The sequence below is a fragment of the Granulicella mallensis MP5ACTX8 genome (assembly GCF_000178955.2).
In the GTDB taxonomy this organism is placed as follows: Bacteria; Acidobacteriota; Terriglobia; order Terriglobales; family Acidobacteriaceae; genus Granulicella; species Granulicella mallensis.
This window is the reverse complement of sequence record NC_016631.1, coordinates 635876-650158: the sequence shown is the minus strand read 5'-3', so window position 1 is coordinate 650158 and position 14283 is coordinate 635876. Positions and strand designations below refer to the sequence as shown.

The 14283-nt window shown below is 58.6% G+C and carries 13 protein-coding genes; 1 reads left to right on the top strand and 12 read right to left on the bottom strand.

Annotated elements, in window-relative coordinates; all coding sequences use genetic code 11:
* Positions 1-316 precede the first annotated feature (316 nt).
* Positions 317-1864, top strand: coding sequence for a VWA domain-containing protein (locus ACIX8_RS02760; RefSeq protein ID WP_014263792.1), 1548 nt, complete (start codon positions 317-319; stop codon positions 1862-1864).
* Positions 1865-1942: 78 nt separating this feature from the next.
* Here ACIX8_RS02760 and ACIX8_RS02755 read toward each other — a convergent pair whose 3' ends face one another.
* From ACIX8_RS02755 to ACIX8_RS02700, 12 genes are all read right to left on the bottom strand, one after another.
* Positions 1943-2461 (bottom strand): Dps family protein, encoded by a 519-nt coding sequence (locus ACIX8_RS02755; protein ID WP_014263791.1) that lies wholly within the window; start codon positions 2459-2461, stop codon positions 1943-1945.
* Positions 2462-2555: 94 nt separating this feature from the next.
* Complete coding sequence (pyrB, locus tag ACIX8_RS02750) at positions 2556-3482, bottom strand: aspartate carbamoyltransferase (protein ID WP_014263790.1); 927 nt, start codon at positions 3480-3482, stop codon at positions 2556-2558.
* Positions 3483-3492: 10 nt separating this feature from the next.
* On the bottom strand, positions 3493-4749 hold the full coding sequence (locus ACIX8_RS02745; RefSeq protein ID WP_014263789.1) for an amidohydrolase family protein: 1257 nt from the start codon (positions 4747-4749) through the stop codon (positions 3493-3495).
* A complete protein-coding gene (gene pyrF / locus ACIX8_RS02740; protein ID WP_014263788.1) occupies positions 4736-5557 on the bottom strand; it encodes an orotidine-5'-phosphate decarboxylase in 822 nt (273 codons plus the stop codon). The genes ACIX8_RS02745 and pyrF overlap by 14 nt, the downstream gene beginning before the upstream one ends.
* A gap of 24 nt (positions 5558-5581) precedes the next feature.
* Positions 5582-6223, bottom strand: a complete 642-nt coding sequence (pyrE, locus tag ACIX8_RS02735) for an orotate phosphoribosyltransferase (protein WP_014263787.1) — start codon at positions 6221-6223, stop codon at positions 5582-5584.
* Positions 6216-7283: a beta/alpha barrel domain-containing protein gene (locus ACIX8_RS02730; protein ID WP_014263786.1), complete on the bottom strand. Its 1068-nt coding sequence runs from the start codon at positions 7281-7283 to the stop codon at positions 6216-6218. Before ACIX8_RS02730 ends, pyrE begins: the two co-directional genes overlap by 8 nt.
* Before the next feature lie 91 nt (positions 7284-7374).
* Positions 7375-8040, bottom strand: a complete 666-nt coding sequence (gene phoU / locus ACIX8_RS02725; RefSeq protein WP_014263785.1) for a phosphate signaling complex protein PhoU — start codon at positions 8038-8040, stop codon at positions 7375-7377.
* A complete protein-coding gene (gene pstB, locus ACIX8_RS02720; protein ID WP_014263784.1) occupies positions 8040-8798 on the bottom strand; it encodes a phosphate ABC transporter ATP-binding protein PstB in 759 nt (252 codons plus the stop codon). The genes phoU and pstB overlap by 1 nt, the downstream gene beginning before the upstream one ends.
* Entirely contained in the window at positions 8799-9686 is an 888-nt protein-coding gene (gene pstA / locus ACIX8_RS02715) for a phosphate ABC transporter permease PstA (RefSeq protein WP_014263783.1), read from the bottom strand. It abuts the gene before it with no gap.
* Positions 9686-10732 (bottom strand): phosphate ABC transporter permease subunit PstC, encoded by a 1047-nt coding sequence (gene pstC, locus ACIX8_RS02710; protein ID WP_014263782.1) that lies wholly within the window; start codon positions 10730-10732, stop codon positions 9686-9688. Before pstC ends, pstA begins: the two co-directional genes overlap by 1 nt.
* A gap of 148 nt (positions 10733-10880) precedes the next feature.
* Complete coding sequence (pstS, locus tag ACIX8_RS02705; RefSeq protein WP_150110467.1) at positions 10881-11888, bottom strand: phosphate ABC transporter substrate-binding protein PstS; 1008 nt, start codon at positions 11886-11888, stop codon at positions 10881-10883.
* A gap of 98 nt (positions 11889-11986) precedes the next feature.
* Positions 11987-13906: a hypothetical protein gene (locus ACIX8_RS02700; RefSeq protein WP_014263780.1), complete on the bottom strand. Its 1920-nt coding sequence runs from the start codon at positions 13904-13906 to the stop codon at positions 11987-11989.
* Positions 13907-14283 lie beyond the last annotated feature (377 nt).

Here is a 14283-nt window from a genome sequence, read left to right as displayed (position 1 = left end):
CCCATACTCTTTTCCCCTTTTCTACCTCGAGCGCTCGAGCCTGGACCTTCGTGGTGGAGAAGGTCCCGACGTTTTGGGGTGAGATAAAGACCTTCGGGGTCCTTCGGTCCTGAGCCTAGTCGAACGGACGCACCTCGCAAAGCGCGAGGCGCTTCGCTCAGGATGACGTTTCTGTGGGAGAACAGATAAGAACATTTAGGGACATCCACGAATCACAAAGATTTCCGTCACAGACAGAACTTATGCTCGACCCACAGCGTCAAACACCGGGCGACCTGTCGCAACTTCCCCAGCTATAAAGGTGTCGAACATAGAAATGCAATCCAAGCTGACCCGTCTCTCTGCCTTGATGCTGCTCTTGCTGCTGCCTGTCGCAATCACGGCACAGGAAGCAGCGCCCTTGAACAGTACGACCACACTGCATGTAAAGGCGCGCATCGTTGTGCTGGACGTCGTCGTGACGAACCAGAAGGGCGACATCATCACGAACCTGTCGAAGGACGACTTCATCGTTCGCGAAGACAAGGTGCCGCAGCGCATCGTGAGCTTTGAGGCACCCTCGCAGCACCAGCTCCCGCAGACGAAGACACCGCTGGTGCACTCTTCCGCAGACCTGAAGAATATCGGCGATGCACCGGTCACGATTCTCGTCATCGATGAGTTGAACACACAGTTCATGGATGAGGCCTACGGGCGCCAGCAGTTGCTGAAGTACCTGGACAACCAGCCCGAAGTACTGAAGCAGCCCACCATGCTGCTGGCCGTGACCGATACCAAGTTCACCATGCTGCACGACTACACCCAGGATCGTAGCTCTCTGCTCGAGATCGCGCACAAGCACTTACCGCAGCTTCCGGGGAAGGTGATGCGCGGCGATACCGAGGCACAACTGGCGCAGTCGCTGGTGGCGCTGATCCAGATTGCACAGGCTTCGACCGGATATTCCGGACGCAAAAATGTGGTGTGGCTCGGCAAAGGATTTCCGGGCGTCAGCATGATGGACACGGATCCCGACACCCTCGTCAAACTCGAAGCCGTCACCCGGAGCGTAACGAACACGCTGCTTGCGGCGCGCGTCACGCTCTACGGAATCGATCCGATGGGCCTGTCTTCGGTTGCCCCGAGCGCGTCCTTCGACCCCGATGGCAACGTCACAGGGGTGAGCGACGACATCAACCCCTTTGCAGACGAGATCAGCTTTGCAGGGCTTACCACCGCGACGGGCGGCGCGTACTTTTACAACAACAACGACGTGGAGCATGAGATCGCCTCCAGCGTCGACCGCGGTGCGCAGTACTACACTCTCGCCTACACGCCGACTTCAGCGTCGGACGATCCGACGAAGTACCGCAACATCTCCATCAGGATGAAAAACCCGAAGCTGCTGGCCACCACCCGCAGCGGCTACTACCCCGAGTCTCTCCACGAGCAGGAAGATTTTCTAATCACCAAAGACCTGTCGGAGAAACAGGCACGGGCCAGGCTGGAGATGGATATGTCGAACGCCGCGTACAGCACGATGTCCTACAGCGGCCTGAAGATCAGCGCCGCGCGCGGCACCGGCAATGTGTGGGATATCTCATTGCCTCCGGGCATGCTCGCCTGGAAAAGCGATACAGACGGCACACATCAACTGGCCCACATGACGCTCATGATCGCGAGCTTCAACGCGAAGGGCAAGGCGCTCAGCCACGTCACGCATGAGTTCACCTCACGCACCGGCTCCGAGTCTCCGCTGACCAACGACCCCGATAAGGTGTTCCACGTACCCTTCGATGTTCCGCCCGGCACCGTGCGTCTGCGCGTGATCGTGCGCGACTCCACCAGCGGACGAATCGGCACAGCGGACGTGGACAAGCCATAAGCCAACCTCAGCGCACCAAGTACAAGAGGCATACCTTTGCGGTATGCCTCTTGTACTTGGTGCATTGGCGAAAGCTGCTTAGCCTTTCCGCGTGGTCTCGAACAGGAACCAGCTACGGCGCTGTGCTTCATCGATCCAGTTCTCGAGCAGGCTGGTCGTTGCGACGTCGCCGGCTTCATCGCAGAGATCGTGCGCAGCGCGCATGCTCAGAACGAGTGCCTTGTTGTCCTCGCGAAGCTCGCTCAACATATCCAGCGGGTCCACGTACTCGGCATCGTTGTCCTTGATGCGCTGCAAGCGAGAGATCTGGCCGATGGAGCGCACGGTGATGCCGCCGATCTTGCGTACACGCTCAGCGATATCGTCTGTAATGGCAAAGATCTGTTCGCCCTGCTCATCGAGCAGCAGATGATAGTCGCGGAAGTGCGGGCCGCTCATGTGCCAGTGGAAGTTCTTGGTCTTGAGATACAGCGCGAATACATCCGCCAGCAGCGCATTCAGAGCGCCTGTGATGTTCTTAACCGCCGCTGGGGCGATATCGCTGGGAGTCGTCAATGGAGCCTTGCGGCGTGCGAGCAGATCCTTTTTCTTTGCCATCGTTCTTTCCTCCTGGTTCAGTAATCCGTTTCCTTGAATATGTGATTCTGGCGAACGCTCCGGGGTTTCTTAATCGAAGATTCGGTCGCCCTCACTACGCCAGCAGATAATTCAAGAGCGCCATGCGAATATACAACGCATTCTTCGCCTGGCGGAAATAGGCTGCACGCGAGTTCGAGTCTACCTCTGGAGCGATCTCGTTGACCCGCGGCAGGGCGTGCATAATGATAGCGTGCCGCTTCAGCTTGTCGGCAATCTTCGAGTCGATCAGGTAGACGTCCTTGATCGCCTCGTACTCCTGCGGCGATTCGAACCGCTCCTTCTGAACGCGCGTGACATAGATCACGTCCGCCGACTTGATGCTGGCTCCAAGCTTGTCGCTCTCCCTGAAGTTCACACCCTTCCGCTCGAGATGCTGAATGTACTTCGCCGGCAGGCGCAGTTGCGCAGGCGACACCAGGTCGATCTGCACGCCCGGATACAGGCAGAGCAGCGGAAGCAGCGAGTGAATCGTTCTTCCGTAGAGCAGGTCCCCGACCAGCGCAACGCGCAGGCCTTCCCTGCCACCCAACTCTTTCTCGATCGTATAAATATCAGCAAGCGCCTGTGTCGGATGCTCTCCGATACCATCGCCCGCATTGATCAACGGCACGGGAGACATCTTTGCCGCGATCTTTGCCGTGCCTTCTTCAAAGTGGCGCAGAGCGATCACATCCGCATAACCGCTGATCACGCGGATAGAGTCGGCGATGGACTCACCCTTCGTCGCGGAAGAGCTATCTCGCGCATTCTCGACAGTAAGAACGCCACCGCCAAGCTTCTGCATGGCCGCTTCAAAGGACAGCCTCGTCCTCGTACTCGGCTCATAGAAGATCGTCGCCAGGATTCTTCCGCTCAACGGACGCGCCAGGGTGCGCTGCGCATCGTCGCGTTCCATCTGTGCGGCGGACGCGAACAGGTGCTCCTGCAGTGGCCGATTGAGTAGCTGTGTCGTGCTGATGATGTGCTTGAGTTTTTGCATAGGTAAAACTTTACGAAGCCTGATGTACTTGGCCGTTCAGGACCGTGTAGCGAACGCTGCCGGGAAAAGTATAGCCCTCGAAGGGCGACCAGGCGCACTTCGTCTTGACTGACTCACGGGTAACGGCATATGGCGCCTTCATATCCAAAATCGTCAGCGAAGCCGCATAGCCCGGCGCAATCAGTCCGAAGCCCTTCCCCAGGCTGGCGGGAAGAAACTCGCGCACGAACACCCCAGGGTTGTAGGCGCAGACGCGCGAGATATCACACGCCGTAAAGCCATGCTCTGCCATAAGCCACGTCGCGAAGGCGCCATACGTATCCAGGAGTGGAACGCCGCTCACACCTTTGAGCTTCTCTTCTATCGTGTGCGGAGCATGGTCAGTCGCGATGTAGTCCACCAGACCGCTCTTCAACGCGGCGATCAAGGCCACGCGATCGCTCGGACTACGCAGCGGAGGATTCATCTGCAGCCAGAGCCGGTTCTCGTCCGTGAGCATGCTGTCATCGAAGAACAGATGGTGCGGAGTCGCTTCGCAGGTCACGCGGACACCGCGAGCTTTAGCGGCGGCGATCTTCTTCAGTCCGTCTCCCGTCGAGTAGTGGCACAGCTTTCCGGCCAGCTCGTACTTCTCGATCAAGTACAGCGCGAACTCTGTCGCGGTGATCTCCGCCGATGCCGGGCGCTTCTGCTCATGCGTAGGAGCGTGCTTGTGCGCTTCCAGGATCTCCGGATCTTCGCAGTGAAAGCTGACATTTCTTCCACGATAGTTCGCAATAGCCTCTTCAAGCTGCGCCTGCGAACGGAAGAACAGATCGCCAACGGACGGTCCCATAAACGCCTTGTAGGGCACATGCCGCTGCAGAGGCTGCGTCTGTGGGCCAATGCCGGCATAGAGCGTGACATGCACCGCCGACTTCTTCGTGAGAAGCTCTTTGGCGGCGTACTTCTCATCGTCGATGGGCGCGACCGGATTGTTCGGCATATCCGCGACCTGGACGACTCCGCCGTGAATCGCAGCGTTCGAGTTGGTGACGAAGTCTTCCTTGTAGCACTGCGTTCCGCTGACATCTTCACGCGCATGAATGTGCAGATCACCAAAGCCGGGAAAGAGAATGCACCCCTCGGTCTCCAGGTCGCTTCTTCCCTCTTTGGGGCCGACATACTCAATCAATCCCGTAGTCGTATTGATCTCAATCGCACCTTCGAACTCGCGATCGTGATTGGCGATTCTGCCTTCAATGCGAAGCCTTTTATCGAGAGACATGGATGCCCTCCTTGGCTGCGTTAATGGCATCGCGCACAGCCCGTGCAGAGGCTGCCGGATCTTCACTGAAGATGATGTCGCGCGAAGAGCTGATCATCAGTCCACGGCCTTCGGCATCGAGTCCCGCTGAAACCACTGCGGCTACATCTCCGCCCTGCGCTCCAACACCCGGAACCAGGAAGGTCGTCTGCGGAGCCACCGCGCGTATCCTGCGCATCTCGTCCGGGTAGGTCGCGCCCACGACGAGCATGCAGTTTCCGTCCCTATCCCACTCCTGGCTCACGCGTTCGGCAACGACCTGCCAGAGCGGCTTGCCGTTCGTCTCCAGGTCCTGGAACTCTCCGGCTCCAGCATTTGAGGTACGGCAAAGGATGATGCATGCCTTGTCGCTCCGCTCCAGAAAGGGTGCGAGCGCTTCCTTACCCAGATAAGGATGTAGCGTAATGGAGTCGAACCCGAACTGATCGAAGATGGACTCGACATACCCTCTATTCGTGTTGCCGATGTCCGCGCGCTTCGCGTCGCAGATCGTTACGATCTCCGGGTGTTCCTCGCGAAGATACTGCATCGTCAGTTGCAGCTCTGCCAGTCCCTGCGTCCCACGCGCCTCATAGAAAGCCATGTTGGGCTTGAACGAAGAAGCATAGGCGTGGGTTTGCTCAATGATCCACTGATTGAATTCAAATTGAGGATGTTTAGCAGCTTGAAATCGCGCCGGGAGGCGACTGAACTCGGAGTCGAGACCGACACAGAGCAGCGAACGGATCGCATCGGCTCTCCGGTTATATTTTTGCAGGATCGTATTCATCTTCCTCGATTGAAAAACGCGTCTCTATTCAAGGCCGCGGCGTTTTGCCCAACCATGCGGTTCGCGAAGCCAGTCTCTCACGATCGCCGCGCCCGCCTCGTCGAGAGTCGCGCGCTCAATAGCAATCTGCAGCACAGCTTCAAAGGTCGTCAGCGCATGCAGCCGGACACCAGCCTGCGCGAAGTTCTCAATGGCTTCCGGAAAGTTATAGCTGATGATCGCCAGGCAGTCGTTCACGATCGCGCCTTCCGCACGCAGAGCTTCAACGGCGGAGAGACTGCTGCTGCCGGTGGTGACGAGATCTTCAATCAGCACCACCTGCTTGCCGGAGACATCGCCGCCCTCAACGCGCTTCTTTGCACCGTGGCCCTTGGCTTCCTTGCGGATAAAGATGGAAGGCTTCTTCGCCGAAAATCCAAACGCTGCACTATGAGGGATTCCCGCCGCCTCGATTCCACCGACGACATCCAGCGGAATCTGCTTCTCTTCTACAAGCTGCTCAAAGCCATGAATCACCTTCGCCCACTGCTCCGGATGAAAGGGGAACTTGCGGTTATCGCAGTACACCGGCGATTTAATGCCCGACTTGAAGGTGATCGGATCGCGCGGCTTAAAGCCAACGCCCTGGATGGCGATCAACGCCTCTGCGATCTCGTAACTACTCATGGGCAGCTCTCTTGATCTCCTGCGCCAGCAGCGGATTCCACATCGCAGCCGTGGCGGACATCACAACGTCTGCACCCGCCTTGCGGTACTCGTCATAATCCGCGGCGCTTCCTGCGCCGCCGACGCCGACGATCTCATACTTCAGCCCAAGCTTCTCGCGCAGACCCGCCAGCCGCCCCGCCATATCGACACCGGCCCACTTGATGGAGTGCCCGCAAACTCCGCTGCGCAGACGGCCCTCTCCGGGCAGCGCCTGGTTGCCGGCCTTATCGACGATCTCCGCGGAGATCGTGTTGATAGCCGCAATGCCGTCAACGATGGGACCAAGCTCCTTGATGAGCGTCTCCAATCGCGCGTTGTCGGCAAAGTAAGCGAGCTTGACGACGAGAGGCACGCTGCCTAGCTCGTTCTTGATCGTCTCAACGACCTCGCGGCTGCGTTGCACATCGAAGCACAGAAGCTCGGCGGTTCCCTCGTTCGGGCAGCTCAGGTTGACCTCGATGATCTTTACGCCGGTCTCCTCCAGCAGCCTGGCTCCCAGGGCAAAGTCGGCGAGATAGGAGGCAACGCTGCCGTTCTCGGATTTCGTTCCTTGGTAGCTCGCCACAACAACCTGTCCCTTGCCGGCATGCGCCACAGCGGAAGCCAGATCCGGCTGCCAGAAATCGGGGTCGAACGAAGGAACGCCAAACGAGTTCGTAATCGAGAGGGGCTCGGTGTAATCGGGACGCGTCACCAGGCGAGACTTGTCAGGGGTTAGATCACCCTCAACCTCGACAGGGAGGACATTCGGCCAGGAGTGGCTGGGAAATTTATGCGTACGGACGGTCTTGTAGACCGGAATATCGAAGCCCTTGTCCAGGGAGGCCTTGACGAAGGCACCGTTCACCAGGGGGCCGGCAGGAATTCCAAAGGGAGTAAAGACCGCATTCCCTAAGAACTGATACTTCGGTTCGCCAGCTTGTTCGTAGGAGGAGGAGTCGGCAAAGAGACCGAAAGGGCCATGCTCGAAATTGCCCTGGTATGATCTTGCCGGGTCATAGAAGGGCTCGGAGAACATGTCGTCAGGGGCTCCTATCTCATCGAGAATATCACGCTGAGACAGGAGGATAGAAGGGTGCCCTGTGGCTAATCAGACACAGGGCCAGATATTACTCTTCTGCGATAGCACCGTGCCGCACATCCGCACCGCGTACCCAGAAGATCACGTCTTCCGCGATATTCGTCGCGTGGTCACCCACCCGTTCCAGGTTCCGGGAGATGATCAGCGCGTTCAGAGCCTGCGGCGTCATCTCGGGGCGCTCGCCAATCAGCGAGCTCAACGACCGGAACGCCGCGGAATTCATCTCGTCGACCTGATCGTCGAGCGCGAGTACCGCCTGCGCCATATCGGCATCGCCTTCAATAAACGCTTGCAGTGCCTTGCGCACCATCGCCGAGGACAGCGAGGCGAGCTTGGGAATATCCACCGGCACATCGACGTTGGCGAACATCCCCAGGTCCTGCACCCGCTGAGCAATGTTGACCGCCTGGTCGCCGACGCGCTCCAGGTCGGCGTTGATGCGGATGACCGCGATGATGAACCGAAGATCGACAGCCATCGGCTGTTCCATGGCCAGCAGATCCAGCGCAGCCTGATCGATCTCGCGCTCCATGCGGTTGATCGCCGGCTCGGAGCGCAGCACCATCTCGCACAGACCGAGATCGCGAGTCGAATACGACTCGGTGGCGCGTTGAATGGCTTGCTCGACTAGACCGGCCATGACCAGCAGCCGTTCTTTCAACTCGTCCAGGTTCTGCTGGAATTTGATTCGCATCAACCGAATCTCCCCGTAATGTAGTCTTCCGTGCGCTTGTCAGAAGGATTGGTAAATATCTTATGCGTCTTATCGAACTCTACTAAAGTACCCGTGAGGAAAAAGCCGGTATGCTCCGCCACGCGGGCAGCCTGCTGCATGTTGTGCGTCACGATTACGATTGTGTACTGGCTCTTCAGTTGAAAGATCAGATCTTCGATCTTAGCGGTAGACACCGGGTCGAGCGCGCTGGCTGGCTCATCCATCAACAGGACTTCGGGATCGACAGCCAAAGCGCGGGCGATGCACAGCCGCTGCTGCTGACCGCCGGAGATGCTGGCGCCAGACTTCTTCTTCAGGTCGTCCTTGACCTCGTCCCACAGCGCCGCCGACTTCAGGCTGCGCTCAACAACCTCGTCCAGCACGCGCTTATTGCGGAATCCGTTCAGCTTCAGGCCGCTCGCGACGTTGTCGTAGATGGACATCGTGGGAAAGGGATTCGGCCGCTGAAAGACCATGCCGATACGGCGGCGAATCTCAACCGGCGCGGCATCTTTGTAGATATCGATGTCGCCAATGCGTACCGTACCCTCCGCGCGTGCGATCGGGTTCGTCTCGTGCATGCGATTCAGGCAGCGGACAAAGGTCGATTTGCCGCAACCCGACGGCCCAATGAGAGCAGTCGCATGATTCGCGGGAATATGCAGATTAATGTCCTTGAGCGTGTGTGTCTGTCCATACCACGCATTCAAGTTTTCGACGCGAATGTCGGCTCCCACCTAATGCCCTCCTTTGAGCACGCCACGATTGGCAAAGATTCGCACCAGCGTCACCGAGACCATGATCATCGCAATCAGCACCAGAGCTCCGCCCCAGGCCAGACGATGCCACTCATCGTAAGGCGAGATCGCATACTTATAGATCTCCAGCGGCAAGGCTGCGATAGGCTCCTTGAGACTGAAGCTCCAGAACTCATTACCGAAAGCCGTAAAGATCAGCGGCGCGGTCTCACCCGCAACGCGCGCGAACGCAAGCATACAGCCAGTGATAATACCCGGCGAAGCCGTTCTCAAACTTACCGATAGAACGGTCCGCCACTTCGGAATTCCCAGGCCGAGCGCCGCCTCGCGGATAGCGTGGGGCACGGTGGCCAGCATCTCTTCGGTGGTGCGAGTTATGGTCGGCACCATCATGATGGCCAGCGCCACTCCACCGGCAAACGCCGAATAGTGCTGCTGCTTGGCCACGATCAGTGCGAAGGCAGCCATGCCCATCACGATCGAAGGCACGCCGTTCAATACGTCGGCGGTGAAACGGATGATGTTTCCCAGCATCCGTCCCTGGCCATACTCAGCCAGATAGACGCCAGCACCGATACCCACCGGGATTCCCAAAAGACTCGCCAACCCCAGCACCACACCGGAGCCAACGATGGCGTTCGACATGCCGCCGCCCTGCTCTCCGACCGGCGCCGGGATATGCGTAAAGAAAGCAAAGTTCAGCGAGCTGGCGCCCTTGTAGATCAGATAGCCAAGAATCGCCACCAGCGGAACCAGCACCACGACGGTGCTCAGGATGGCAAGCCCGGTCACGAAGTGATCGGTCACCGTGCGCCGAGCTCTGCTCAAGCGTTCAAAGTTCGCGGAGCGTGTTGGAAGAGATCCCATTAGACAGCCCTCGCCGAGTTTCCGCGCGTCACAGCCCAGACCAGCAGCCGCGCAATCGCATTGACCACAATGGTCACGATGAACAGCGCCAGGCCGATCTCGATCAGGGCACTGACGTAGAGGTCGCCGGTAGCCTCCGAAAACTCATTGGCGATGACGCTGGCCAGTGTCGTCGCCGGAGCGAAGAGACTCTTGCTGATGTCGGGGTGATTGCCGATGACCATCGTCACCGCCATCGTCTCGCCGAGAGCGCGGCCGAGGCCGAGGATCACCGATCCCACGATGCCGATGCGCGCATTGCGCAACACGCTCATGCGGATCATCTCCCAACGCGTAGCTCCAAGAGCCAGGGCAGCCTCGCGCTGGTGAATCGGCACGGCTTTCATCACATCACGGCTGATCGAGGAGATGACAGGGAAGATCATGATGGCCAGGATCACGGCGGCCGTCAACATGCCGACGCCAAAGTTCTGCCCGCCGAAGAAGCCCGTCCAGCCAAGATACTTCTGCAACAGAGGGCCGACGTTATCGCGCATGATCGGCACCAGGACAAAGATCGCCCAAAGGCCATAAATAACGCTGGGAATCGCGGCCAGCATCTCGGTCAGGAAGGCGATCGGACCGCGCAGCCACTGGGGGCAGATCTCCAGCAGGAAGATGGACACGCACAGAGCCAGAGGAACCGCGAGGCAGACGGCGAGCAGCGAGGAGACCACCGTGCCCCAGATGAAGGGCAGGGCACCGAAGTCACCTACGTTCGGGTCCCAGGCGCTGCTGGTAAAGAACTTCCATCCGAAGGTGTGCATGGACAGCTTCGAATTCACAACCAGAACGGAGAGAATGAGCAGCACGATGAAGAAGATGCTCATCGCGCAGACGACCATCATGCCCTGAAAGGCACCGTCAGCGAACTTGCCTGAGCTCTTGGACTGCAGGAAGCTGCGAATAATGGAGGGTGGTTTAATCACTTCGACAACGGGCCCCGTAGCTTCAGAGCGCGCCGGAAGAATGGTTTGAGGAAGCTGGATGGAACCTGGCTCATTCATTGGCACTCGCTCTGCGTTCTCCCAAGCCACTTTATTAAAGCCTTATGAATAGACGGTGAATTTGAGCCGGGTTCATAGTAGCAGCGCAGCCGGGAAAGTGAAGCAGAAGGGGCTTGCCATCTAACACAAGCCCCTTCCTTTCAAGCAGTTACTGGATCTGGTTGATGGTTTGACGAACACGGTCCGCAACCGGCTTCGGCAACGGAGCGTAGGTCATCTGAGAAGCCTCATCTTCGCCGTGGTCGAGCATCCACTGCAGGAAGTCATGCAGGACCTTACCTTTGGCAGGATCGTCGGACTTGACCGGAATCAGCAGCCAGGTGAACGACGAGATGGGGTAGGACTCCGCACCCGCAGCATTGGTGATCGATACGCGGTAGTCAGCAGGCATGTTCTTGGAAGCCGCCGCCGCGGCAGCCGTTACGCCGCCCGTCGAAGCCTTGATCCACTTGCCGGCTGCATTGCGAACCAGGCCGTAGGACATGTTATTGCCAGCCGCATAGATCAGCTCGACATAACCGAAGGAGAAGGGGCTGTTGCGAACCATACCCGCGATGCCTTCGTTGCCCTTTTGGCCGATACCCACGGGCCAGCGTACAGAGGTGTTCTTGCCAACCTTCGTGGAGAAGTCGGGGCTCACCTTGGAGAGGAAGTCGGTGAAGATGTAGGTCGTACCCGACCCGTCCGAACGATAGACCGGGAGGATCTGGTGGTCGGGGAGATTCACACCCGGGTTGTCCTTGACGATGCGAGCATCATGCCAGTTGGTGATCTTGCCCAGGTAGATGTCGGCAATCACATCGCCTGAGAACTTCAGGTCACTGCCTACGCCCGGGATGTTGTATACCGGCACGACCGCGCCGAGCACCGTGGGAATGTGAACCAGCTTGATCTTCGACTCGGAAATCTGCTGATCGGTCATGGGACCGTCCGAAGCGCCGAAGTCAACAATCTTGGTCGACACCTGGCGAATGCCGGCGCCTGAACCTACGGACTGATAGTTGATCTTCACACCAGGATGCGAGTTGCTGTACTCGCTGAACCAGCGCGAGTAGATAGGGTTGGGGAAGGTGGCGCCTGCGCCGGTAAGATTCTGCGCTCCAGCGGTTGCCGCCATAGCGGTCAGCATGACTACGGAAAGAAATTTAGCTTTCACAAAGATCTCCTGGAAGTTCTCGCTGCGGGTTACGGCCCTCCCACACGGGGAGGGCCGATCCTGCATTCAATGCAATCCATCCTACGATGGGTTTGTTACTACGGGATGTAGTAACGCATACCCGCGTGGAACATGCTGTCCTCAGCGCGAGGACCGGTGGGAGTCGTTGCACTGCCGACGCCGGACCACAGATTACGCTGGAGGTAGCTGTAGGTGAACTGGTACTGGAGACGGCCGAACTTCGGGCTGTTGATAGCACGATAGGTAAAGCCGATCATGCCTTCCTGAAGGTACCGGGTCGGCGAGGAACAGCTAACCGCTCCGATGCTACCAGTGGAACCGTTCGAACTCGCCGGGTTTGCCGGCAGGTTGTAGCATCCCGTGTCGCTCAAGTTGCGAGGACCGTAGCCGATCAGATCACCCGAAGGCGTTGTGTAGACCGTGCGCTGAGCATACTCACCACCGTAGTAGGCATAGGCGTCCAGCTTCGGCATGGGGTGCGTTTCGATGCTCAACATGCCGTGGTAGTTGCGAATCGGTTCCAGCGTTCCGTCCGGACGCAGAGTCGCATCAGCGAGCTGGCCCGAGCCATACCGGCCAACGCCCTGTCCGCCCATGGCCTGCACTGCGAAGTCGACAAACTTGACCGGCGATACCCGCGCGCTGCCGAAGATACCGCCAGCCGTCACAGTGTTGCCGTTGTAGTTCGGCGAGTAGGTGTAGACGGGCGCAGCAGCCGTTCCGCCCGCGGTCAGGATCGGGAAGTAGTAGTCACGCATGAAACGTCCGAGGCCGCCGACTTCGAAGTGCGCCTTGGGCAGGTCATAGGCAGCCTTGACGATAACGTCAGGAGCGACGTTGTTCGCATAAGTCGTGATTCCGCCCGTGCTTGTACCGTTGCCAGCACTAATGTTTCCGGCAGCATTGTAGAGACCGCCGTTCTGGCCAGGACCCGCGAAGAAGAAGTTCCCGGGGACCGCCGCACCAACAGACGAGGCCGCAGTGAAGTTCGTGATCTGCGCCTGCTCAACCGAGGCAGCTACCGTAAGGGCACCGGTCGCTACATCGCCGAAGCGCTGCTGGACGCGAACGCCAGGCTGACGTTCCCACGAGAAACCGACCATGTACTGCGAGTCGATGGTGTTCGGCAGCTTTTCAGTGCGAACGTCCGTGCTCTTGCCGTCTTCGGTAACGAGCGACCACATCTGACCGCCGGTTACAGCGAGACCGCTCTGCGTCTCAACCTTGCCCCAGATCTGTCGCTGACGGAGAACATAGCTGTTGCTCTGATTGTTGTTGGACGAGGTGCCTGTTCCCAGGAAGTCAGCTTCGAAGTAACCCGACAGCTTGTAGTTGCCGGCGTTGCCCTCAAAGAGTCCGCCAAGACGGCTCTGACGACCAGAGAGATTGAACTCGCTCACGTGGCCTTCATTTGCGCTCGGAAAAGGAATCGAGTTGAACGGGGTGTTGATGTCGGAGTTGACCGAACGCTCACGCCACACGCCTTCCAGCGCGAAGAAGGCAACCGGAGTGATCGTGATGCCCTTGTAGTGCAGAGTGGAGGGCGACTCGAGCTGGTCCTGAATGGTCTTCTGAGTGCTGACGACCGTCTCCTGCAGACCGACGTTGCTGGTCTTCAGGTCGTTGACCGTGGTCTGCAGTGCGTCAGCCTTGCTCGAGCTCTCGGCGGCAGCGGCGGTGGCCTGAGAGGCAGCAGCGGAAGCGGCGGCGGCCTGCGACTGCGCTTCCGCAGCCGACTGCTGAGCCGTGGCGGCCTGCTGGGCCTGCTGGCTCGCACCCGAGAGCTGCGACTTCAGCGCCTCGATCTCGCTCTGCTGAGCATGCATCTGCTCGCGCAGTTCGCGGAGCTGCGTTTCGGTCGCACTCTCGGCCTTTGCCTTTACCGGGTGCTTCGGCTTCTTGTGCGCTTTGCTGTCGTCTGTCGTCTGAGCATGCACAGAGGCCGAAGCCAGTGTCCCTGCAACCAGAACCGCGGCCAGTATCCTAAGTCGTGTCATCCATTCCTCGTACGGCTTTGCTAAGGAGTCATGCCCTCCGGCGGTCGTTCGCCCGAGCTCAAACTCTCCTTGCCTGTTTTGCCGTTGAGGCGATGCTCGCAACTCAATGTAAATGTCGGAAAAACCTAGTGTTAATGGAATGTGAATTTAGTCAGTTTTTGGGAATACCTTGCCCCTTATCAGACTTGTTCCAGCGCCGAAGGCCATGCTTCAACTGGCTCGCGCAAGCAGGTGCAAGACCGGTGTAAAGCTAGTGGATACCCTGTTTTCGCCAGGAGCACCCCTCCTTCCTCTGAGGCAAAAGCCTGTACCTGAACACGACTTTTCCCCAAAAAAGACCTTCCCTTCCGTCCAGCCACAACCCATCCAAACTCCTG